Origin of the sequence: Pelotomaculum schinkii (assembly GCF_004369205.1) — a bacterium.
GTDB classification, from domain to species: domain Bacteria; phylum Bacillota; class Desulfotomaculia; order Desulfotomaculales; family Pelotomaculaceae; genus Pelotomaculum_C; species Pelotomaculum_C schinkii.
On the sequence record NZ_QFGA01000002.1, the window covers coordinates 157,651 to 180,061 of the forward strand.

Sequence of the window (22,411 nt, forward strand, 5' to 3'; positions counted from 1 at the left end):
TTTAAATTTTTTTTAGGAGGAATGGCGGTACAAGGAAACCCCATTCTGCACTTCGTGTCTCACCTTACCCCGGGTCTCAAGGTAATCCAGACAAGCGAAAACTTCGGAAACTCCCAGCAGAATTTCAAACCCCCTGACTGCGGGGTACATGGTCCTCATTACCTGGTAGGGATTTAAAACCGCTCCATCAAGGATGTCTGCAATAACATCCAGCCGCTTATACCGGTGTTCTAAAACCTTTTCAACCGACGTGGCGCAATCGTCAATATTCTCCCCATGTCCGGTTAAAATTACACCTATATCCATATATTTCATTCTATTTAACCCCGTCAAATATTGAGCCAGTACCGGGACTCTTTTAACGGGGTCTTCCGGTCTGGCCGTCATAAAGGGATTTGGGGTAATGTGTGCGAGGATGAAGTCCCCGGCCAGAAATATTCTACTTTCAGTGTCATAGAGGCAGATATGTCCCGTAGTATGGCCGGGCATATGTATAACCTGAATTTCGCCACCGGTAAAGGCAAATGCCTCTCCACCTTCCAACAGATTGACCCTGGTTGCGGGCAGCAACGGCCCGGGCAGCGGGTCCCGGTCGTTGAGCACTTCCTCCAGGTCACCTGCAGGCACGCCGGCTTCACGCAGGAAGGGCAGTCTTTCCGCATGCTTGTCATAACCAGGCGTGAGCTTTGGCTTTTCCAGCCTGTGCACGTAAATTTGCGCCCCCCACTGCTCGCTAAGCCAGCGGGCCAAGCCGCTATGGTCGGCGTGCCAGTGGGAAATTATCACCTGTTCGATTTCGTCAGGTCTTACATCTGCGGCTGTAAGACCGGCCAGCAGGCCTTTGCGTCCCTCTGCCGATTCAGGCCCCGGATCAATCAAGGTATAAGGCCGGTTCCTGATCAGGTAGCAGTTGACCGGACCAACCTGGTAAGGTGTTGGAACATGAATCTTGCGAATATCAAGCATGTTTATCTCCTTTATAAAACTATATGCATGGGTGCGAAACGCACCCGAATATAACTTATGTGATGGGTCAATTATCCTTTTACTGTAAGCTAACTGGTAACTCTCCTAACTAACGATGCTGAAATCTTGATATTCACCTCTAAAATCCCCCCACTCAACTTGTACGCCACGGACTTGTGACGCTGGGGGACCTTGCCGGCACCAGTCAATAAATTTTAAGACCTTTACCCTATCCCCTTCAATCACAGCTTCCACGGCTCCGTCCGTTCTGTTTTTAACCCAGCCGGTTATATTGAGAGTACGGGCTTCTTGCCTCGCCGTGGCCCTGTAATATACCCCCTGAACCAGGCCGGTTACAATTAGGTGCGCTCTAACAGCCTGTGGCATTGCTATCCCCCCAAGCATAATGGGTAATAATTACTTCATTCCCATTTAATTGCAACTTGATCCAATTTATATATTATTATACCAAAAAGGCCGGTGATTTTAAAATCACCGGCCTGCCGTATCTTTTATTCTGAGTGAGTTCCTTATCTGGGAAACCGCGTCTGTAATTTTTATGGGCAGGGGGTCGGGCTGCAACTCCGGCAGGTTGCGAAAAATCTGGGCAACGACCGGAAAGCGCAACTCAGCCTCCCTTACCAGGTGTTCGTCGGCTAAAAGGGAGGTACCTCCCTGAGCCAGAGTCCGGCCATCCTTGATCACCAGCACTTGTTCAGCCCACTCTGCCGCCAGGTCGACATCGTGAGTGGCGATGACCACGGTGGCGCCATTTTGGTTCAACCGGCTCAAAATATCCATCAAGATGTCTTTACCGCATGGATCAAGGTAGGCGGCCGGCTCGTCCAGGATAATTACCCGCGGGTTCATAGCCAGCACTCCGGCAATGGCCACCCTTTTTTTCTGCCCGTAACTCAGGTGATAGGGAGCCTTGTCACGGTACTTCGCCATCCTGACCGCGGCCAAAGCCCCTTCCACCCTGCTCGCGATTTCATCTTTGGACAGTCGCAGGTTGGTGGGACCAAAAGCCACGTCTTCCCAGACCGTTGCTGAAAAAACCTGGTCGTCAGGATCTTGAAAAACCAGGCCTACTACACCGCGCACCCATTGCTGATTCCTGGAGGTAAGCTCCTGGCCCTGTACCTTCACTTTGCCCTGTTGGGCCTGGTAGATACCGTTCAGGTGCAGCAGGAGTGTTGACTTGCCGGCCCCGTTAGGCCCCAGCAAGGCCACCCTGGCGCCATCCTCAATGGTAAGATTCAGACCGTCCAAAGCTTTGGTCCCGTCCCGGTAGGTGTAGTGCAAATTCTCTATTTCAATGACATTTGCCATAATTGACCCCCGATTTCTATCAGGCGGAGACTGAGGGCAAAAACGAGAATGCCGGCTCCCAGGCACAAATCCTTGATGCTAAAGCTGCGCCCGGCGACCGGCCCGGCCTGGCCGGAATACCCCCGGGCCAGCATGGCGTTGTAAACACGCTCTCCCCGTTCCCAGGAACGGATGAAAAGGACTCCCACCAACTGGCCGGTGGTTTTGAAAACATGACGGTTAAACAGGCTGCCTCCTCCCTCGAAGCAGCGGGCGCGACGGGCGGTGCGCATGCGCTGCATCTCATCGGACAGTACAAACATGTAGCGGAAGGTAAACTCAATCAGGCTCACCAGCAGAGACGGCGCCCGGAGCTCTTTGAAAGCGGCCGTCAGAGCGCTGAACCCGGTAGTGGACGTCAGTAAGGAAAGAGCGGATACTGCGGCCAAAACCCTGCAGAAGAGCACGGCGGCACGGTTAATCCCATCTTCGGAAGCCGTCAGGGTGAACAGGCCCGTTTTAATTTCAAAAGCCGGCACGCCCGGTGTGATGAAAGGGAACAACACTACAAGCATGCCACCGAAAGGGATAATCCAAAGCAGCCTCTTGAAGAAGCTACCTGCCGGAATACGGGCGATGCCCACCAGGAACAGCAGGAATAACACCGCAGTAGCCAAGAGAGGGATGGAGTTCATGGTAGAGGTGAGCGCGACAAAACTGCAGATGGCAACCACCTTTACCCGGGCGTCAAGATTATGTATTATTGATGTCTCCAACAATTTAAACCCCCATAAAAAATGCCATAAAAATCCTGCCGTTTTCCCGGCAAAACCTTCATGGCCTGAGTTCCTTATATTCAATTCATAAATTAAGGCTGTAATCATTGAAAGAGGAATCTTCTTGATCCCATTGAGATTATTATACTACCACACCTCCACGGTGGCAATAACAGTAAAGTTGAAATGCGTACCAATATGCGTTATCGAGTTATTGCAAAGTAATAACTTCTGGTAATTTATAGTTATAAGCAAACCACAATGATCGTTTCTGCTGCCGGAACATATATTAGAACAAGTATAACAGTTAAAAAACCAGTGGTGATGAAAAACGCAACTGATAAAACCACATGCTCTGGCTTATGGCTCTACCCTGGGTATCATCGCGCCGGCAAGTCCCTCATACGATCCCCTGGAAGTAGAGCTTGGAAAATATTTGCTGGAAGAGCTAGGCTTCCAGGTTGCTGTGGCTCCGAACGCATTAAAGAAAAACCGTTACCTGGCCGGAACAGACACAGAAAGATTATCCGACCTGAGACATATGTTCCTTGAACCCGCCATAGACGGTCTGCTCTGCCTGCGGGGGGGGTATGGGTGTATGAGACTGCTCTCCCAAATAGATTACCGCGTCGTCAGGAACAATCCCAAGATACTGGTGGGTTATAGCGATATTACCGCTCTCCAGCTCGCTATCTGGAAGCATGCCGGACTGGTGACTTTCTCCGGTCCCATGCTGGTATCCGATTTTGGCCGGGGAGCAGGGGCATACACAATCAACCATTTTTATAAAGCCCTTACCAGCCCCTTTACGCTGGGGGTCATCCCACCTGCCCCGGACACCAGGTGCGAGGTAATCAGGCCGGGCCGGGCCAGCGGCCGCCTACTGGGCGGCAATCTTACTCTCATTGCAGCCACCCTGGGTACTCCTTACGAGATTGATACCCGGGGGGCGATCCTTTTCCTGGAAGACGTAGATGAACAGCCCTACCGCGTTGACAGGATGCTGCAGCAATTGCGGTTGGCCGGCAAATTCAGATTTGTCGCGGGTGTTGTTTTTGGAGAATTCGCCGGTTGTGAGGCGGAGGAAAACACGAGTTCCTTTTCACTTCTGGAAGTACTCAAGGACGCAATGAAGGATACAGCCGTCCCCTGTTATTACGGTCTCGCTACCGGGCATGGAGTCAACAAGGCCACCCTGCCGCTGGGAGTAAAGGCGGAAATCGATGCAGCCGAATGCATTCTGACCATAACCGAATCAGCCACTATTATATAATAAGTACCCGGTACCCATATTTTAACAACCTGGACACTCATGCTCCTTACTAAAACTTAGCCATGTGGGTGCGGGCATTCCTCCGGGGTCATGCGCAAATGAATTCACACCCACATCGTTGGGTAATTGTTTTGTTTTGTATTGTTTTTCTATAGGTAGGTACCGGATATCATGATTCTGTATTAAAAAAACCTCCCTCTCCTGAATAATAATTCCCTGATTAACAATATGGCAATCAAGTCTCTTAAAAATCTTCTTCCAACAAAAGGTCCCCCAAATCCGGGCCCGACAAACCCAGGTCCTACAAACCCCGGCCCTACAAACTGGCGCGGCATGGGTTGCACATCATCTCTAATCCCGAAGTTAATTGCTACGGTATTATATATTTGGTCAGCCATCTGTTCACAACGGCTCTACTTGGGGAAGGATACATACAAGTATTTGCAGGAACATCGTACATCTCGCACATGCTTCTTACCATCGGATACACACAATGATAAATATCCGGGTAACATAGACTCCAAAGCCTCTCCGCAGTTTGCAGAAATATTCATTTCATTCGGAGATACATTATCCGGCATAATGGGATCACCCTTTCAACACTTACATAGCCATATTATGCTATATAAAGATATTTGTTCCATCTGACACAAAAATCATCCCTTGGCAGTTGCCGGGATTATGAATATTTTTGTGGCCCTATGAGATTTTTGTAGTGACATTATGACGGTCCTGTGATAATATTTAGTAAGTTGGAAGGGTAGCCTTCCACATGTAGCAGAGTTGGAATCGACAATTGCATAAGTGAGGTGAGTTGAGCATGAGCTGAGCCTGGGCGAGTGGAGACGAGGATTTTTTTTATTTGTCCAAAGACCGGGCCGCGCTGCCCGGTTTATTTATTATTGAGGAGGTTATTTATAATGTCTGAACCCCAAGCTTACGAGATTAATATAAACGAAAACAGGATGGCGCGCTCCAAGCAGCTGGCTGTTGTAGCAGTCCTGATTGCCATCGGAGCCGTCCTGCGCATGTTCACGCCGCCCATCGCGGGTATCACTCCCAACTTCGTCATTGCCATGTACTGTATTGCCATCCTGTTGGTTCGTCCCAACCTCGGCGGCGCTATAGGCATCGGCCTGGTAGGCGGCGCGGTGGCCATGATGTTCTCCAAGTCACCCATCCCCTACCTGAATTTATTCTCCGAGCCGGCCGGAGCGCTGGCCTGCGCTTTTATCGTCAGGTACCTACCGGAATTCAACCTCAGCAACTACTCCTTCAAGCCAATCCTTGCAACAACCATCGGTACGCTGGTCAGCGGCCTGTTATACATCACTTTAAACTTCAAGTTTGCCCTGGACCTGCCGCCTGATAAAATGATGATCGCCTGGAAAGCGGCCTGCATCGGAGTGGTAATTCCTGTTACCGTGATCAATGCCGTGCTGGCCCAGATCCTGTACCTGCCGGCCAAAAAGTTCCTCAAGCTCTAAGGCTGCGGCTAAGCAAAATTAATTCATTCGCACAAAGACCCAAGAGGAATGCAGTATATACCCACGTCTCACGTCTCACATCTCACGTCCCAATGGAAGGATGAACGAGTGATGCCACTGCTGGAAATCAAAAATTTCACCTTCAGCTACCCCCAGTCGCCGCAGCCGGCACTGAAAGACATCAACTTCAGCGTGGCAAAAGGTGAATTTATCGGTATCACCGGGCCTACCGGAGCGGGCAAGACCACCCTGGCCTGCTGCTTAAACGGCATCATCCCTCATTTCCAGGGTGGGAGACTGCAGGGCCGTATCGACCTTCAAAGAACATCAATATTCGAGCACAGCACCGCCCAGATTTCCCGCCTGGTGGGGAGCGTTTTTCAGGACTCTGAGGCGCAGATTATCTCCACCGAGGTTGAACAGGAACTGGCCTTCGGACCGGAAAACCTCGGCTTTCCACCCAGGGAAATTGAGCGGCGCATCAGCGAGGCGCTGGAACTCGTCGGCATCACAGAACTGCGCAACCGGCCAACCATCAACCTTTCCGGCGGCGAGAAACAGCGTGTGGCTATCGCCGCCGCCCTGGCCATGCTGCCGGAAATTCTGCTATTGGATGAGCCCACTTCCGAGTTGGATCCAGTGGGTACAGAGGAAATATTTCAGGTCTTGAGCCACCTGAACCGTGCGCACGGCATCACCATCCTGATGATTGAGCAGAAGACAGAGCAATTGGCCGCCTATGCCAACCGGATCCTGGTACTCAACGGCGGAACGGTCGCGTTGGAAGGGGAACCCTGGCAGGTTTTTGCCAGGCAGAATGAACTGGAGGAAATAGGTGTCAGGATACCCCAGGTGACCCGGCTGGCAAGCATGCTCGGCGGTCATGACAAGTATTCACTGCCCCTGACGGTGGAGCAGTGCCGCATTTTTGTAGAAAGAATGCTGCGGAGGCAAATATAATGACCAGACCGGCTTTGATCAAAATAGAAAACCTTTCCTACGCCTATAACGGAGGGCGCCCGGTCCTGAAAAATATTTCCATGGAAATAGGCAAGGGAGAATGTGTGGCCATCATCGGTCAAAACGGAGCCGGTAAAACTACTTTGGCCAAGCACTTTAACGGACTGCACAAGCCTTCCTCGGGCAAGGTTTACGTCGGAGGCAGGGACTCCAATCCCCTTAAAGTTTCCGAACTGGCCCGTACGGTGGGTTACGTCTTTCAGAACCCCGACCACCAGATCTTCCATGATACCGTCGGCCGGGAGGTCGCTTTCGGCTTAAAGAACCTGGGACTGCCTGCCGGGCAGATCAAAGAAAGGGTCGACGAAGCGCTGGCAGAAGTGGGATTAACCGGGCATTACCAGACCTACCCCTTCAATCTGAGCAAGGGGCAACGGCAGCGGGTGGCCCTGGCCTCGGTGCTGGCCATGCGGACTGAAGCAATAGTACTGGATGAGCCCACCACCGGCCAGGATTACCGCGAATCGAAGCAGATCATGGAGATGGTCAGAAAGCTGAATGAAGCCGGGCATACCATACTCTTTATTACCCATGACATGTCGCTGGTGGCGCGTTACGCCAAACGCGTCATTGTACTTTGCCGGGGTGAGGTCCTGGTTGACGGGGAGGTGCGCTCAGTATTCGCCCGGCCTGAGTTATTGAAAGAAACCTACCTCAGCCCGCCCCAGATAACGGCCCTGGCTCAAAGCCTGGGAAGGCACGCGATCCCCCCCGGAGTTTTAAGTGTCGAGGAGATGTACCAATTGCTGACAATGATGGGAGGTGAGCAGCTTGGCTGCTGCCGTTGAATATATCCATGGCAACTCCCCGGTACACCGGTTAAATGCCATGTCCAAGATTTTCTGGTCTCTTTTTGTCCTGGCGGCGGGGCTCCTCTTCAATGATTACCGCTACCTCCTGACCCTCTTGTTATCCGTGCTGTTTGTAGCCGCCCTGGGCGGAGTGCTGAAAAATTTCCTCCCGGCCTGCGCCGGACTGTCAATATTTGCCCTTATTTTATTAATCATTCAAGCCCTTTTCTACGACCAGGGGCAGGCCCTTTTCCATCTGGTCCCCGGCGCCAACTACCTGCCAGTAACCGACCAGGGCTTGCTCACGGGACTGGCAATGGCCGCCCGCATGCTGGCACTGGTATTGAGCTTCATGGTTTTTCTGGCCACAACACGCACCCAGGATATCGTCTTGACCCTGGTTGAGAAACTTAAAATCCCTTACGACTATGCTTTTACCTTTTTGACGGCGCTGCGCTTTATCCCCACTTTCTTCGGAGAGGTCAGGCAGGTCAGTGAGGCTCAGCAGGCCAGAGGACACGCTTTAGAAGGGCTCAACCCGTTTAAAAAAATCATGTCCTACGCGCCGGTAGGTGTACCTTTGGTATTGCTCTCTCTTAACAAGGCCGAAAACCTGGCCATGGCCATGGAAACCAGGGGCTACGGCGGCGGGCGCCGCACCTACCTGCGTGATCCCCGCCTGGGAGTCGCGGATTACTGTTTGACAGGCCTGATGGCGCTGCTATTGGCCATCAGCGTGTACGCACGGGTTAAAGGCTACGGTGTCGTTTGAGACGTGGGACGTGGGACGTGGGTCGTGAGAGTGAGTCTTGGGTATGCTTGCATTTCTCTGAAGCTGAAAACCTGTGACCGCAGGTATGGATTTTTCCGATGTGGGGTACGAATTCTTTCGCACACCAAAAATGCTTTAAGAATACTTAAACTGCTTCGTACACATAAAACACCAGGCGATGTAGGCGCCATTTCAATCGCACAAGGGCGCACTAGCGCCGGACTTGTGTGGCTAATGTAACTTCTGTGCGAATGAATTCGCACCTGCATTTTTCAGATTCGCTCTGTGGGCTGAACAGTTGTACAGTTGTTTTCAGATAGAGTATTTCCCTGACGATGTGCGCCGTAACAAAGGAATCCAGCGTCAGGTGTCGAATTATATAAAAATTTGCGTCTTTTAAGCTTATATTTGCCGTCTGAATCCATGCAAATCTAAACGGTCGGATAAAGGAAATCAGACAGTACTTTAGACGCGGCACATGGGACATGCAAATTTCAGGAGATTCTCCGGAATTACAAGAGACCCTGAAGAAATGCAGGATATACCCACGTCCCACGTCCCACATAGGGGGAAAACAAACTTGACATTAAAACTCCTCATGGGAAATGAAGCAATTGCCTACGGCGCGATAGAGGCCGGCGTTCAGGTAGCTGCCGCCTATCCGGGCACACCCTCCTCGGAAGTTCTGTCCACCCTGGCCGGATTGGCCCGGGAAAAGGGCTTTTACGCTGAGTGGTCGGTCAACGAGAAAGTAGCCCTGGAAGTCGCGGCAGGCGCCGCCTACGCCGGAGCGCGGTCGCTGGCGGCCATGAAGCAAGTCGGGCTGAATGTGGCCTCCGACCCACTGATGAGCCTGGCCTACATCGGTGTCAAGGGCGGGCTGGTATTAGTGGTGGCGGACGACCCCGGACCGCACAGCTCCCAGACCGAACAGGACACCCGCCTGTTTGCCCGGTTTGCCAAACTCCCGGTCCTCGACCCGGCCACGCCACGTGAAGCGCTGGAAATGACCAAGTACGCCTTTGATTTATCAGAGAAACTGCTCCTGCCGGTAATCTTAAGGCCAACCACGCGGACCTGCCACGCCTGCCAGGACGTGGAGATACAGGATGGCAACGCATCGCTCCAGCCTATTTCCGGTTTTCAAAGAAGTCCCAACTGGGTGATCTTTCCCAACCTATCCGCCCGTAAACATGTCTGGCTCAACGGCCAGCAGGAAGTCGCGCGGGATAGCTTCGAGAGTTCACCATTTAACCAGCTAACAATTAATAAACAATCTGACGTGGGGATTATAGCCTGCGGTGTCAGCTACAACTACGTGATGGAGGCGCTGCAGCTGACCGGCCTTGCAGCCTCCGTCTTGAAAATCGGCACTCCCTACCCCTTGCCTGCCGGTCCGGTCCTAAAGCTTTTGCAGCATGCCAAAAAAATCCTGGTAATTGAGGAACAGGAGCCGGTGGTGGAAGACCAGGTTATCGCCCTGGCCTGGAAAAACCGGTATACGACGCAGATATCCGGTAAAAACGACAATCATTCGCCACGTGAAGGCGAGTTCAATGTGAATAAAGTAAGGAGTATCCTGGAAAGTTTTTACGGCCGGCAGCCTGAGCAGGCTGCAACCTTTACTGCGCCGGAGCTGCCTTTGCGCACGCCCGTCCTATGCGCCGGTTGTTCGCACCGTGCCTCCTTCTATATTCTTAAAGAAGCCGCGCGTGGCAAAGACACGTTATTTGCCGGGGATATCGGCTGCTATACTTTAGGCGCCATGGCGCCTTTATACACAACGGACACCTGCCTTTGCATGGGCGCCAGTGTCAGCATCGCCGCAGGCTTAAGCCGGGTGGAGCCGCACCGCAAACAGGTAGCCTTTCTGGGAGACTCCACCTTCTTTCACTCCGGCATACCGGGCCTGATTAACGCGGTACACAACGGCGCCAACATCACTCTGATTATTCTTGACAACAGTACCACGGCTATGACCGGCCACCAGTCCCACCCCGGGCTTAACCGTACAGCAATGGGGCCGACTGACAGGTCGATTGACATAGCCCGGATGGCTGAAGCCTGTGGCGTAGAGTTTGTGCGGGTGGCTGATCCCTTTGATCTGAAAACAGCCATGCAGGTGGCTAAAGAGGCCCTTGCTTTTGACGGGCCATCCGTAGTGGTTATGCAGCGTGCGTGTGTTGCGCAAATGAAAAAAGGGCGGCGCCGCAGGATTAACCCCGATCTCTGTACAGGATGCGGCGCCTGCGTTGACGAATTGGGCTGCCCCGCCATCGGTAAACCGGCCGGCAGTCCGGAAATTCTGGATAACTGCTTTGGTTGCGGCTTTTGCGACCAGGTCTGCCCCGTCGGGGCCATCGAGGAGGTTTAGTATAGCAATGAAGCTCGATATAGTTATCAGCGGCGTCGGCGGTCAGGGGTCCGTGCTGGCCTCCCGGGCGCTGGCCGGCGCAGGTATGGGCCTGGGACTGGATGTGCGCACCTCGGAAATAATCGGGATGGCCCAAAGGGAAGGCTCTGTCACCAGCCAGGTGCGGATAGGTGAACAGCTCTTCGGCGCCACCATACCGGACCACGAGGCCGATATCCTGCTCGGTTTTGAACTGGCGGAAACCATAAGAGCCCTGCCCAAGTTGAAACCGGGCGGCGTCATTATCGCCAGCTCCTCCGCCATCGTCCCGGTTTCGGTGCAGCTGGGCATCTCCAGCTACGACCGGGAGGCAATGCGACGGTACCTGCGGGAACAACCCGGAAAGGTAGTTTTGCTCGACCTGGATGAACTGGCCAAAAGCGCCGGCAACATTAAGACCGGCAACGTCATTATCCTGGGAGCCCTGTCCACCCTGCCGGGACTTCCTTTTGAACCGGAGCAACTGCAGCAGGCAGTCTTAAACTTAATTCCGGAGAAGCTTCAGAATACCAACAAGCGCGCTTTTGAAGTCGGGCGCCGGGCCATGGAGGTGGCGTAATGTCAGTGGTATCAATTAAAACCAAGAAGCGTTTCGACCTGGAGGAAATCATTGGCGGCCAGGAAGCCAAACTGCGTGAGTTCTTACCGCGCATCTACAAGAATTCGCCGTTTTACCGCAAAAAGCTGGATGAGGCCGGAATAGACCCGCTGGGTGTGAAAACCATGGCCGATCTGGCCCGGTTACCATTCACCTCCAAGGAGGAGCTGCGCCAGGGCTACCCGCTGGGGCTGCAAGCCGTTCCGGAAGAAAAAGTGGTACGTATCCACTCCTCATCAGGCACCACCGGCAAGCCGATCATCGTACCCTACACCGCCAACGACGTTTCAATTTGGGCCGAGATGATGGCCCGCTGCATGGCCATGGCCGGGGTAACCAACCGGGACCGCGTCCAGGTCACCCCCGGCTACGGGTTGTGGACGGCGGGGATCGGCTTTCAGGCCGGGGTGGAACGGCTGGGCGCCATGGCCATTCCCATGGGCCCCGGCAACACGGAAAAACAAATTGAGTTTATGATCGATCTGCAAAGCACCGTCCTGACCGCGACTTCCTCTTACGCCCTGCTCCTGGGAGAAGAAATCAACAGGCGGGGACTTAAAGACAAGATCAAGCTGCGCATCGGTATCATCGGTTCGGAGCGCTGGGGCGACAAAATGCGGGCCAGGATCGAAGAACTTTTAGGCATCGATTCCTTTGATATCTACGGCCTTACCGAAATTTACGGGCCCAGTATCTCCATCGACTGCCCTGAACACGCCGGTCTGCACTACTGGAGCGACCACCTGCTTTTTGAAATCATCGACCCGGTCACAGGCGCGCAGCTGCCTCCAGGTAAGGAAGGCGAGCTCGTCGTTACAACCTTGACCAAGGAGGGCATGCCCCTCTTGCGCTACCGTACCCACGACATCACCCGCCTTCTGACTGAACAATGCGCCTGCGGCAGCCCCTACCCAATGCACGCCCGGGTCCTTGGCCGCACCGACGATATGGTTAAAATCAAAGGGGTCAACATCTACCCCGGCCAGATTGACCACGTGCTGAAAATAACCGAAGGAGCCGGCAGCGAATACCAGATCATAGTAAAACGCTCTGAGGGCAAGGACTCCATCCTGATTAAGGCTGAAGCGCTGGAGGGCCAACCACTTGACAAGGTGGCCGGCGAGCTGAAGAAAAATATAAAAACCCGCATTGGGATCCTCACGGACGTGGAAGCCGTCCCACACGGTTCTCTGCCACGGAGCGAAAAGAAAAGCAAAAGAGTATATGACTACAGGGAGTGCTGAAAAGCACTCCCTGTTTTTACCGGCAATATAAATTACAGTAAATCAGCACGAAAAATAGCATCGCAGGTTGGCCTTACAATGCGGCGTAAAAATCATCCCGGAGCCACAGGTAAAAATTACACTAACAATATCGACAGATGAAGAGCAAAATAGTCCCTGGGTTCCTTTATTATTAAAAAAACGACTGAATTTTTTAACAATTTATCTGAAATTAAAGAAATTTGTTTTTGATGGAGGAATAATCGCGATGCAAGACGAAATGAAATTAAAGAGCCATGCTAAAGAAAGGAGATTAAGTCAATAACATCTATTTTGGTCAACAAAGTGAGGGCGAATTATTGAAAAGGAGTTTGAAGCTTTTTACAATCTGCCTGGCAACGCTGTTGATTTTATTCCTCCAAAACACTGCCGGTTTTGCTGACCAATCCGTGTTAAAAGAAGGCATGTCCGGGGACGGTGTGCTAAAACTTCAACAAAAATTGCGCGATTTGGGTTACTATCAAGGTACGCCGGACGGAGTCTTTGGTCCGGGCACCCGCAGTGCTGTCGCCAGCTTTCAGTCGGCCAATAACCTGACTGCGGACGGCATCGCCGGTGTGGGTACATTGGAGGCGTTGCGCCTTTCCGGCTCAAATGGCGGAGTCCTCAAGGAAGGCATGACCGGAGACAGTGTGTTAAAGCTCCAACAAAAACTGCGCGATCTGGGCTACTATCAGGGCACGCCTGACGGTTCCTTCGGGCCCGGTACCCGCAGCGCCGTAGCCAGCTTTCAATCCGCCAACAACCTTACGGTGGACGGTATCGCTGGGGCGGGCACATTGGAAGCCTTGCGCGTTCTGAGTTCAAATAATGGAGAACAATCAGCGTTAAAAGAAGGCATGTCCGGAGACAGCGTGTTAAAGCTCCAACAAAAACTGCGTGATTTAGGCTACTATCAGGGCACGCCGGACGGTTCCTTCGGGCCCGGCACCCGCAGCGCCGTAGCCAGCTTTCAATCCGCCAACAACCTTACAGTGGACGGTATCGCTGGGGCGGGCACACTGGCAGCGTTGCGCCAAGGAGGCACGATGGCCTCTGCAGGGAATACTGCGGCAGGCGGCGAGCCGGCAGCGCTAAAGCAAGGCATGTCCGGGGACAACGTACTTAAACTGCAAACAAAGCTGAGCGAGTTAGGCTACTATCAGGGCGTGCCTGACGGCGCTTTCGGTTCCGGCACGCGCAGCGCTGTCGCCAACTTTCAATATGACAACAAGCTTACTGTAGACGGCGTCGCCGGCGAGAAAACATTGCTGGCGCTGCAAAGCGCAAATCCTCAAGTAGCGCTTGCCAATCGCGGACAAGCTATAGACCGGGACACTCAGGCGATTGTAGCGTTTGCCAGGCAATACCTTGGAGTGCCGTATGCCTGGGCCGGTCAAGGACCGTCAGGTTTTGACTGTTCAGGGTTCACTTACTATGTATTCGATTACTTCAATATTAATTTGCCGCGTACAGCCGACGGGCAGTATAGTGCCGGCAGCAAGGTCAGCAAGGTCAGCAAGCTTCAGCCAGGGGATTTGGTGTTCTTCAGCACCTATGAAGCAGGACCGTCACATGTAGGCATATACATAGGCGACAATCAATTTATCCACTCCAGCTCCGGCGCGGGTGTTGTTACTATAACTTCTCTATCTGATTCATATTACAAAGCGAGGTATTTAGGCGCCCGAAGAGTTATTGGTTAAATATGAAACAAATCGCATACCGTTTGAAATGATTACAGGGAGTGACGGCGCTCCCTGTTTTATATTTACCGGTATCAGTGATCAGCTTGTTCTTAAACAATATGATCGTGAATTCATATACACTCTATAGATCTTAATGAAGGCATTCAGATCTTTTCTATTATTTAAAATGGCAGTATGTTTAGCCCGGAAATGACAAAGAATAATGCCGCTATTGTGATAGAGCCGAAAGATGGGAGTCCCGGACCGTGGTAATGAACATACGCCTAATGGCCAGCATGGCAGCGTTGGCCATTCTCATCATTAAAATATTAATATTTTCGTCTTCAACCCCCCAACCAGTAACCCCTATTCAACAGATGCAAAACCTCCCACCCCCTCAGGAAGAAACTTATGTTATCTTCGTGCCCGGGCTTGATACCAGTTGTGATGGAACCCCCTACAATACCATGGGTTTTGAATATTTTCGCACGTCATTTGAACGATTGGGCTTCAGCTACAATGACAAGCATTTTCTGATGTACAGCTATACTGGCGGCCTGGTGCAGGAAGGGCGGTGGTATCCAAAGCCTTACCGGCCTGCAGACACAGGACAGCCGATCCAGTTCAGCGTCAACCATTTGAAAAACATGATTGATGAATTCACCCGGAGCCATCCGCAGGCCCATTACCTCCTGGTAGGACACAGTCTCGGAGGCAGGATTGTATTTGACTATGTCACCAAGTATCGCCTTGGAAACGCGGGGCCCATCAAAGGAGTTATTACCCTTAATTCCCCCCTTACCGGCTTATCCTACAACAGGATTGATTTACTTGGGTCAGTCCGAAAAATATGGGGATCACCGGCGGTAAGACAGTTGGCCGCAGAAAACCAGTTGAAAGACAAACTGGGAATAGAAAGGCAAAAAAATGAAGCCGCCCGAAGGATGATTCAGGCAGGCATCCACGTGGCCACATTTGGAACCCGGCAGGACGTAGTTGTTAATCCGTTCATGGCCTGCCTCACAGACGAGTATGGAGCTCCGATAACTAAAGGGTATGTTTTGTCCGTTAGCTGCTTCTCCATGTTGCCGCTGGACTTGTTCGGGCACATGCGTATCCTGTACCAGCAAAAAGTGGCTGAAGAAATCGTCCATGCATACTGCGCCAACATTAACAAACGCTAGTTTACTGATACTATTTCCTGGACAGACCGTCGCTCTCCGTTTCAACCTGCCCACCAGCGGCGCCCACAGACTCCTCAGGCACTGTGCCGGCCGGAGCCGCATAGGTCCCGTTGATCCAGCTGTAAATGTCGTCGTATACGGCCCGTACTTTGAGGCTGCTGCTTGCGGCCGCCTTGACCAGCGCCTTGGAACCCGCATACCAGGCCAAGGTGATGTCCTGGTCCAGCCCCAGCCGCTTGGCCCTGTTCAACTGTCTGTAGAACAGGTCGTAGTAATAGCGGTTGTAGAGGATATTACCGTCACACTCCAGCTCCATTCCCAGGTTATAGCGCCTGGCCAGGTCCGCCGTACGATCCATGCGTTCCTCCGGCGGGCTGTCCACCGAGTAAAAATTCGGCTGCAGGAATACGCGGGTGAAGCCGTATGACCTCCAGTCCTCATAACCGCGCGACCCGTGGTAGGGAATCCAGAAAAACTCAAGCCCGTCACCACGTACCAGACGCGCCGTACCCTGCACCAGTTCTTTCTCTCCGTTAACAGTTTGGTCTATCGTTTCACTGTACCAGTATATCCCTGATAATTCCAGGTTGTTTAGCCCGGCCATCTTCCACCTGCTGATCAGGCTGTCATAAAACCACCGTACGGCTTTTAGCCTGCTCACAGCAGCCTGCTCTCCGCTATCAACGGATCCGGAAAAATCCAGGGTCGCCCCACCTTCTTCCAGCGCTCCGAAATCTTGCTGTTTTGGATCAGGGTAGGGGATAGTCAGGATGACCTTTTCTTTTCCTGTTATTGCAGTGTTTTCATTCAAACGCCCCACCACCTCGTCCAGGGCGGAAAGCTGCGCCCCCTCCTTAAACAGGTCGTCCAGATAGGCATTCCAGCCATCCCTGGTGCAGGGTACATCCGCATAGGGCAAAAAGAGCATCGTATCAAAGAGCCTGCCCCTGATAACCCACTTGCTGTCCTGGTAGGCTACCATCGGCTGAAAGTCATTACTTTTCCAGGTTCCATCATCACCGTTGCCGCCGGTATAGACCAATAGAATGTTGTTCATGTCCGGAACATTCAAGAAGCCTTCACCGGATGGGACTGCGTAACCGGCAGGAGCCAGAACCGCAGGACTATCCACACGTCTGCCTCCCCTGACTGAAAGATGCCTCGCAAAGACCCAGCTGTTCACGGGAAAGCTGAGCTTTATATAGCGCGTGATGACGGGCGCAAAGGAAAGAGTCAAATTTTTAGTCTGCACCACCGTATCGGCAGGGTCAACATTATGGCTGACCTGCCCTAAGTGGTACCACGATTTCCCGTCCGGAGAAACCACAGCTTTTAGGAAACCGGGAAGACTTATTCCCGACGCTGCATCTTGTAAAAACTCAAGTGAAATACTGCTGACGACTTGGGCTGTTTTCAGATCGACAGTAATCTCCCGTCCCTGCTGGCGTAGAAACCCAGTCCAGGCTTGGCCTTGGGATGTAAGCCCTTCGACAGGGCCGGAGTAGCTCTTGTATTCTTTCTCTTGAAACCCCAAATCGGGCGCCAGCTGTTCCACCTGGTAGGAAGCGCCGGTTGTCAGTTCCTTCTCAGGCTGGCTGTTTTCTGCAAACACGCCCTCATTTTTGTTTTCCGCCTGTGAAGCCCTTACGCTTGTTATTACCTCATAGGAGTTCAAACCGGCGTTAACTGTGATGGTGGCAGAAGCGGCCTGTTTGCCGGCGGTAATAATCCCGTCATTTGACAATGCTCCAAGGGACGGGTCGTCCACCCCGTAGGCGGTGGTAAAGGCTAGAGGTATAAGCGCCGTCTCCGGAGCAATATGCATGGCTTCCCCTGCCTTTAGTTCCAGCTTTCTCGATGAGACTACCGGAATAGCCGTCAGGGCCTGTCCCTTTCTCATAATCACTAGTTGGTTGGCTATCATCGCCGCTTCAGCGCGGGTCAACTCCCGCAGGGGAAAGAAACAGCCGTCACTGCCTCTCATCCAGCCCCGGCCGGTCACGTAGACCACGCCTGCTTCCGCATAGGGAGATATCTGGCCCCAGTCAAGATAGCGTCCATCCAGGGACGATGACAATGACTGCTCCTCCAGCGCGCGGTAAAGCATTACGGCAGCATCCTGCCGCAGGACCGGCTCATCCGCACCCAGTCTGCCGTCCCCCTCACCATGCCAAACACCCAGTTTGGCCAGCGCCTCCACATAACCGGCGCCTGGCGCATCGAAGGGCACGTCAGAAAAAGTGGGCTTCAAGGGAGCAAACGGCTGTATCCCCAGCACCTTGGCCAGGAGGACGGCAAAATCCCTGCGGGTTAGGCTCTGCTCAGGGCCGAACTCTACCGGGTTGATACCGCTGATGATGCCCTGCTGCGCCAGCTCCAGGATCGCCTTTTCGGCAAATGAACCGGTGATATCTTGAAAAGCAGGGGAAGCCGGTTGGGCTTGAGCTGGGAGTGTGAATATAAGGGAAAGCAACAGCAAAAAGGTTGTTATTCTGAATATCATTATGTTCTCCACGTTTTAGATTAACAAAGTTTTAGATTAAACAAGTCTGTTTGTATTTTACATTAACTCCCTATTTAAGGACGGCCTGGGATATCTCTCTATATATATACCGTCCTATCTACTTAATAACACTATAAACCAGCTTAGCAGAAAAATCTCACGGCCTTCTGAATAAAGATATTGATTAACCGCTAAATAATAGATTACAAGACTAACAGCTATAAATTACTCCTTGAAAATTTCTAATATATCTTTACCATATTTACCAACCTTTATTTTACCAAACCCCTTTTCTTTAAGCAACTCATCTTCGCTAGTTGGATAAGCAGTAATTAATGCATCCATTTCCTCTTTATTAAAGATCAAATAAACTGCAATGCTTTCTTCCCTTGATTTTATTAATCTAAATCTCTTGAGTTCTCTCACAAGATCTTCTTTGCCATTTTTACTAATAATTACTTCTTCTTTAGCACATGCACAAAAGGTATTAAAATGGGCATATGGCTCGAGATTACTACAGGGAGTGCTGAGCCCCCCCTGTTTCAATTGATCTGGTATTATAAGGCAATAAAAATATCGAACCGGGAGCTCTTTCTAAAACGGTAATCTTCGCGTACGTATAGACTTCTCATTAACAGAAATAATTACACCTGCTTCGATATCATGCTTGCATACTGTTAGTACTTTTTCAAGACGTCTATTAACTACTTCAGAACGTTCGTCGTTCAACCGGAATATAATAACACTTGGCAAATTACTTTCACTTGTTGCAACAAGATAGCCAAAATCTAAATCCACCGTTAAAATAGTGCGATTTTCTCGCTGCGCTTTTAAAAGAACATCCTGATCAGATAACCTTTGCAAGCCTTCCTCACTTAAATGAATAGCGTCATAACCTTTCTGACGCAACCATTTGACAGTTCGATTTGAGATACCCATATCCGCCAAAAATCTCATAACTTTTTCCCCGTCACTGAGCATATATATTGTCACGAGTCAAAAATGCCGCATACTTTAATGCCTGCTGGATATCTTCTATTTCCAAATCCGGATACTCGTCAAGAATTTCATCAAAACTCTTACCATGCGCTACGAGATTAACAATGAGTGAAACCGGTAAGCGCATTCCACGAATACATGCTTGCCCTCCCATTATGCGCCTATCAAACGTTACACGGTCAAAGCCAAACATTTTTTAGACCCCCAGTCAACTCATATCTGTCTTATACACCATCAGAACAACTGCTATTACCAATATACACCAAGGACTTTATTTTGCCCAGTATCTCAGCAATACAATTTTTATACTTGAAGCAATGTTAATTTTTTAGCTACTTAAAAAAAGACACTTGTTTTTCTATTCTCCCAGAAAACGAAACATTTAAACAGATGTTATAAGATATCGTTTCCTCAAAAAACCATCTTACCCGTTAAATCTCCTTTAGCATTTAACACATGAGTGCCGCAGCTTATACAGGGGTCAAAGGAACGGATGATCCGCCCCAAAACTGTATATAACATGTCCGGCCCGGGAATGACTGTCCCTGTCAGGGCGCTCTCTACGGGTCCCGTCTGAACCTTGTTGTTCTTAGGCGAAAAGTTCCAGGCGGTCGGCGTAATAATCCTGTATTCCTCCACCTGCTCCCCCTTAATCCGGGCACTGTGCAGCAAAGCGCCGCGCATCACGTCCGTTGCTGCCACAGCGTATTCCTTTACCGGTACTTTCTTTTGTTGGATTGGAGGTGGGCCGGGAACAAGTTTATTCAGCCAATCTATTACCAGTTCAGTTATCAGCAGGGTTTCCATGGAGCGGGCATAAATCCGGTCCATGGCGGAATTGCCCCCACGGTAGAAACCATTGATCAACATCCGTGCCAATGGGCCCATTTCAAAGGTCTGTCCGGCATACTGGACGGATTTAATATAGGAATAGGCTGCGGGTTTACTTGGGCTGGGAATTTCCTGGCCATCGGCATTGACAAACCAGGAGCTGGTTATATCCTCACTGATTAACCGGACATCAGGTACACTCAGTTGAGCTCCTGCCAATACACCGCTGCGCCAGAGGGGGGACTGGTTTTTAGACCCGAAACGAAACATGCCAAAGGATAAAAATCTTCCGGGTGTCCCCCCTATTCTAAAATAATCCCTGTAAGCGCTTGCTATCAGCTCGGTGTCCGGAACGAGGCACTCCTTAACAAAACTATGCACACTATGAATTAAAGCCAGGCACTGGCTTATTTTATCAGCGGTGGGAGCCACTGCCACACCGCCGTGGACAAAACTATGCTGGTGCGGTATTTTGCCGCCAAATACCGTTAACAACTGGTGACATTCCTGAGAGACGGCAACAGAGCGAAAATAGTGGTTTACCAAACGTGCGTTATCCTGTTGGGACAGCCTGTGATCGTGTAAGTTTTGGTTTAAAAAAGGCGGCTGTTCCGGCATCTTAACATAATCAGGCAGGCTGAAAAAATAAAAATGCCTGATATGGTTCTGCAAAGTATCTGCCGCCAGCATGATATTCCTTAAATACTGGGCATTTTCCGGTAATTCATGGTCATAAAGCCCATCCAACAGGTAACCGGCAACAGTGCCGTGAGCCAGCGAACAGATGCCGCAAACCCGCTGGGTTAAATAAACCGCGTCGGTTATGTGACGTCCCTTCATGATCGCTTCAATGCCCCTGAACAGGGTGCCGCCGGCCTTTGCTTCTATAATACCCCCCCGCTCCTCTACCACTTCTACCGATAAGAGGCCGCTTAAGCGTGTGACCGGGCTAAACATAACTCTCTTTTTACTCACCTTTTGCCCCTCCTTTAGAAGCAGCCGGTTGTTCTTCATGCGGGGGTGGATTTTTTTCCGGCAAGGGAGTAAAAAAGGGCGAGGAACCGTCGGGAAAATCTTCATTGGTACAGCCAATGCACGGGGTATTGGCCCTGACAGGCCAGTTCACGTGGTTAATCCACTGCCGGTAAGGGCAGTCGGCGCCGGTCCTAGGCCCTACACATCCCAGAGAAAACATGCACTCCAGGTCACCCAGCTTTTCTGCAAAATGCCCCTGGTCAAAATAGGAACGCCGCTGGCAATGGCGGTGTACGGTAAAACCGTAAAAAAGGGCTGGACGGTTCAAGCTGTCTAACTCCGGCGCTCCAAAAAGCAGAAGGTGGGCCAACGTACCCACGAACCAGTCGGGATTTACGGGGCACCCGCTTACATTTATGACCTCCCGTTTCAATACGTCCCGGACACCTACACTTCCGGCAACATTTGGTCTGGCAGCCGAAACCCCGCCAAAACTGGCGCAGGTACCAAGCGCCACAACGTATTTAGCCAGCGGACCAAGCCATGTTAAGACATCCCGGGCGGTAAGGCTGTAGTTTTCAGTACGGGCAATTACTGTATAGAGGCCGTTATCTTTTAACGGTACAGCGCCTTCCACCACCAGGGTGAATTTACCCCGCAGTTCTGTGGCAGCCTGCTCCAGAATATTTAGCGCATCTTTTCCCTGAGCCGCCATAAAGGTATTGCTGTACAACAAGTCTATCAAACCGGAGAGGACCTGACCCAGATAGGGATAGGTTGTATTCATAAAGGCGATGTTGTTATCCCCGCTGTCGCTGGTCTCAATCCAGATCACAGGGAGTTTCCCGGCTGATTTGCTTTTTCTGTGCTCCTGTACCGTATCAAGTACATATTTAGTCAACTGAAAATCCAGTCCGGCAGATAACTCCCGGCAGCGGTAATTAAATTCCTCTTTTTGCATGCAGAATACTCCTAAAATTTTTATCCATTAATATAAATGTATTATGAATATAGGGCAAGATGACCCAAGGCTGCAAATATTAATACTTGGATTAGGCAATCTGCTAATGACGGATGACGGGATAGGCATCTTCGTGCTGGAAGAGCTTCAGAAGTTAGAGTGGCCCCCGGAAGTACAGCTACTTGAGGTGGGGACATCTGTATTTTATTATCTGGCGGAAATCAGCCGCTCCCGGCACGTTATTGCCATAGACGCGATACGCGCGGGGGATAGCCCGGGCAGTGTCTACTGTCTGGGTATTGATGATGTTCTGGATCATAAAGAGCAGGACTTGCACGATATGTCACTTCCCGGGGTGATCAGGCAGGCCCAAAATATAACTGGTTTACCTGAAACATTGACCATTTACGGAGTTGAGCCTGCGGATATAGATTTGGGGGTAACGCCTACAAGCGCTTTACAGCAGGCGGGAAAGAGGCTTGTCGCTTTAATAACTGCTGAAATACAACGTTTATTAGGGTAAGTAAAAGGGTGATTCCAGCTAGTGGGAACACCCTTCTTTCATTGCAGCAAATCAGAACCCCTTTTATATCTGACAGAT

At 51.2% G+C, this 22,411-nt stretch carries 21 protein-coding genes; 11 read left to right on the forward strand and 10 right to left on the reverse strand.

The features are described 5' to 3' along the window. Window positions 1-12 precede the first annotated feature (12 nt). The 4 genes from Psch_RS11720 to cbiQ all read right to left on the reverse strand — a co-directional run bounded on the left by Psch_RS11720 (window position 13) and on the right by cbiQ (window position 3,053). Complete coding sequence (locus Psch_RS11720) at window positions 13-966, reverse strand: MBL fold metallo-hydrolase (RefSeq protein WP_190240422.1); 954 nt, start codon at window positions 964-966, stop codon at window positions 13-15. A 105-nt stretch (window positions 967-1,071) separates the two neighbouring features. Beyond that, window positions 1,072-1,353: an acylphosphatase gene (locus Psch_RS11725; protein ID WP_190240423.1), complete on the reverse strand. Its 282-nt coding sequence runs from the start codon at window positions 1,351-1,353 to the stop codon at window positions 1,072-1,074. 105 nt (window positions 1,354-1,458) lie between these two features. Then, window positions 1,459-2,298 carry an ATP-binding cassette domain-containing protein gene (locus Psch_RS11730; RefSeq protein WP_190240424.1) on the reverse strand — a complete coding sequence of 280 codons (840 nt, stop codon included), beginning with the start codon at window positions 2,296-2,298 and terminating at the stop codon, window positions 1,459-1,461. Then, entirely contained in the window at window positions 2,277-3,053 is a 777-nt protein-coding gene (gene cbiQ, locus Psch_RS11735) for a cobalt ECF transporter T component CbiQ (RefSeq protein WP_190240425.1), read from the reverse strand. The genes Psch_RS11730 and cbiQ overlap by 22 nt, the downstream gene beginning before the upstream one ends. Before the next feature lie 382 nt (window positions 3,054-3,435). On the opposite strand from cbiQ, the gene Psch_RS11740 reads away from it, so the two are divergent. The 10 genes from Psch_RS11740 to Psch_RS11785 all read left to right on the forward strand — a co-directional run bounded on the left by Psch_RS11740 (window position 3,436) and on the right by Psch_RS11785 (window position 15,541). Continuing rightward, window positions 3,436-4,326, forward strand: coding sequence for a S66 peptidase family protein (locus tag Psch_RS11740; protein ID WP_282432473.1), 891 nt, complete (start codon window positions 3,436-3,438; stop codon window positions 4,324-4,326). A gap of 920 nt (window positions 4,327-5,246) precedes the next feature. Next, entirely contained in the window at window positions 5,247-5,813 is a 567-nt protein-coding gene (locus tag Psch_RS11745) for a tryptophan transporter (protein WP_134217020.1), read from the forward strand. A 111-nt stretch (window positions 5,814-5,924) separates the two neighbouring features. Next, entirely contained in the window at window positions 5,925-6,773 is an 849-nt protein-coding gene (locus Psch_RS11750; protein WP_190258820.1) for an energy-coupling factor ABC transporter ATP-binding protein, read from the forward strand. Beyond that, on the forward strand, window positions 6,773-7,621 hold the full coding sequence (locus tag Psch_RS11755; protein ID WP_190240426.1) for an energy-coupling factor ABC transporter ATP-binding protein: 849 nt from the start codon (window positions 6,773-6,775) through the stop codon (window positions 7,619-7,621). Before Psch_RS11750 ends, Psch_RS11755 begins: the two co-directional genes overlap by 1 nt. Then, complete coding sequence (locus tag Psch_RS11760) at window positions 7,605-8,396, forward strand: energy-coupling factor transporter transmembrane component T family protein (protein WP_190240427.1); 792 nt, start codon at window positions 7,605-7,607, stop codon at window positions 8,394-8,396. The genes Psch_RS11755 and Psch_RS11760 overlap by 17 nt, the downstream gene beginning before the upstream one ends. A 598-nt stretch (window positions 8,397-8,994) precedes the next feature. Beyond that, window positions 8,995-10,770, forward strand: a complete 1,776-nt coding sequence (gene iorA, locus Psch_RS11765; RefSeq protein ID WP_243124155.1) for an indolepyruvate ferredoxin oxidoreductase subunit alpha — start codon at window positions 8,995-8,997, stop codon at window positions 10,768-10,770. A gap of 7 nt (window positions 10,771-10,777) precedes the next feature. Then, a complete protein-coding gene (locus tag Psch_RS11770) occupies window positions 10,778-11,368 on the forward strand; it encodes an indolepyruvate oxidoreductase subunit beta (protein WP_190240429.1) in 591 nt (196 codons plus the stop codon). After that, a complete protein-coding gene (locus tag Psch_RS11775) occupies window positions 11,368-12,651 on the forward strand; it encodes a phenylacetate--CoA ligase family protein (RefSeq protein WP_134217014.1) in 1,284 nt (427 codons plus the stop codon). The genes Psch_RS11770 and Psch_RS11775 overlap by 1 nt, the downstream gene beginning before the upstream one ends. 338 nt (window positions 12,652-12,989) lie before the next feature. After that, entirely contained in the window at window positions 12,990-14,375 is a 1,386-nt protein-coding gene (locus tag Psch_RS11780; RefSeq protein ID WP_190240430.1) for a C40 family peptidase, read from the forward strand. Window positions 14,376-14,629: 254 nt separating this feature from the next. Continuing rightward, complete coding sequence (locus tag Psch_RS11785; protein WP_345789091.1) at window positions 14,630-15,541, forward strand: alpha/beta fold hydrolase; 912 nt, start codon at window positions 14,630-14,632, stop codon at window positions 15,539-15,541. Between the two features lie 10 nt (window positions 15,542-15,551). On the opposite strand, the gene Psch_RS11790 is transcribed toward Psch_RS11785, so the two are convergent. From Psch_RS11790 to Psch_RS11815, 6 genes are all read right to left on the reverse strand, one after another. Then, window positions 15,552-18,044 carry a DUF4855 domain-containing protein gene (locus tag Psch_RS11790; RefSeq protein WP_190240432.1) on the reverse strand — a complete coding sequence of 831 codons (2,493 nt, stop codon included), beginning with the start codon at window positions 18,042-18,044 and terminating at the stop codon, window positions 15,552-15,554. A gap of 225 nt (window positions 18,045-18,269) precedes the next feature. Then, window positions 18,270-18,590 (reverse strand): HRDC domain-containing protein, encoded by a 321-nt coding sequence (locus Psch_RS11795; protein ID WP_190240433.1) that lies wholly within the window; start codon window positions 18,588-18,590, stop codon window positions 18,270-18,272. 48 nt (window positions 18,591-18,638) lie between these two features. Beyond that, window positions 18,639-19,001: a DUF5615 family PIN-like protein gene (locus tag Psch_RS11800; RefSeq protein ID WP_134217009.1), complete on the reverse strand. Its 363-nt coding sequence runs from the start codon at window positions 18,999-19,001 to the stop codon at window positions 18,639-18,641. 13 nt (window positions 19,002-19,014) lie between these two features. Then, window positions 19,015-19,236 (reverse strand): DUF433 domain-containing protein, encoded by a 222-nt coding sequence (locus Psch_RS11805; RefSeq protein ID WP_134217008.1) that lies wholly within the window; start codon window positions 19,234-19,236, stop codon window positions 19,015-19,017. 218 nt (window positions 19,237-19,454) lie between these two features. After that, window positions 19,455-20,849, reverse strand: a complete 1,395-nt coding sequence (locus tag Psch_RS11810) for a nickel-dependent hydrogenase large subunit (RefSeq protein ID WP_134217007.1) — start codon at window positions 20,847-20,849, stop codon at window positions 19,455-19,457. Beyond that, window positions 20,842-21,810, reverse strand: coding sequence for a hydrogenase small subunit (locus Psch_RS11815; protein ID WP_190240434.1), 969 nt, complete (start codon window positions 21,808-21,810; stop codon window positions 20,842-20,844). Before Psch_RS11815 ends, Psch_RS11810 begins: the two co-directional genes overlap by 8 nt. Window positions 21,811-21,853: 43 nt before the next feature. Between Psch_RS11815 and Psch_RS11820 the strand changes: the two genes are divergently transcribed. Then, entirely contained in the window at window positions 21,854-22,333 is a 480-nt protein-coding gene (locus tag Psch_RS11820) for a hydrogenase maturation protease (protein ID WP_282432461.1), read from the forward strand. Window positions 22,334-22,411: the final 78 nt, after the last annotated feature.

What these genes read in the sequence shown, in the direction of transcription:
- Psch_RS11750 (WP_190258820.1), top strand. Translation starts at nt 5,925, where the DNA reads ATGCCACTGCTGGAAATCAAAAATTTCACCTTCAGCTACCCCCAGTCG.
- Psch_RS11815 (WP_190240434.1), bottom strand. Translation starts at nt 21,810, where the DNA reads ATGCAAAAAGAGGAATTTAATTACCGCTGCCGGGAGTTATCTGCCGGA.
- Psch_RS11820 (WP_282432461.1), top strand. Translation starts at nt 21,854, where the DNA reads ATGAATATAGGGCAAGATGACCCAAGGCTGCAAATATTAATACTTGGA.
- Psch_RS11775 (WP_134217014.1), top strand. Translation starts at nt 11,368, where the DNA reads ATGTCAGTGGTATCAATTAAAACCAAGAAGCGTTTCGACCTGGAGGAA.
- Psch_RS11790 (WP_190240432.1), bottom strand. Translation starts at nt 18,044, where the DNA reads ATGATATTCAGAATAACAACCTTTTTGCTGTTGCTTTCCCTTATATTC.
- Psch_RS11730 (WP_190240424.1), bottom strand. Translation starts at nt 2,298, where the DNA reads ATGGCAAATGTCATTGAAATAGAGAATTTGCACTACACCTACCGGGAC.
- Psch_RS11770 (WP_190240429.1), top strand. Translation starts at nt 10,778, where the DNA reads ATGAAGCTCGATATAGTTATCAGCGGCGTCGGCGGTCAGGGGTCCGTG.
- Psch_RS11720 (WP_190240422.1), bottom strand. Translation starts at nt 966, where the DNA reads ATGCTTGATATTCGCAAGATTCATGTTCCAACACCTTACCAGGTTGGT.
- Psch_RS11725 (WP_190240423.1), bottom strand. Translation starts at nt 1,353, where the DNA reads ATGCCACAGGCTGTTAGAGCGCACCTAATTGTAACCGGCCTGGTTCAG.
- Psch_RS11745 (WP_134217020.1), top strand. Translation starts at nt 5,247, where the DNA reads ATGTCTGAACCCCAAGCTTACGAGATTAATATAAACGAAAACAGGATG.
- Psch_RS11785 (WP_345789091.1), top strand. Translation starts at nt 14,630, where the DNA reads ATGAACATACGCCTAATGGCCAGCATGGCAGCGTTGGCCATTCTCATC.
- iorA (WP_243124155.1), top strand. Translation starts at nt 8,995, where the DNA reads ATGGGAAATGAAGCAATTGCCTACGGCGCGATAGAGGCCGGCGTTCAG.
- Psch_RS11805 (WP_134217008.1), bottom strand. Translation starts at nt 19,236, where the DNA reads ATGTTTGGCTTTGACCGTGTAACGTTTGATAGGCGCATAATGGGAGGG.
- Psch_RS11755 (WP_190240426.1), top strand. Translation starts at nt 6,773, where the DNA reads ATGACCAGACCGGCTTTGATCAAAATAGAAAACCTTTCCTACGCCTAT.
- Psch_RS11800 (WP_134217009.1), bottom strand. Translation starts at nt 19,001, where the DNA reads ATGAGATTTTTGGCGGATATGGGTATCTCAAATCGAACTGTCAAATGG.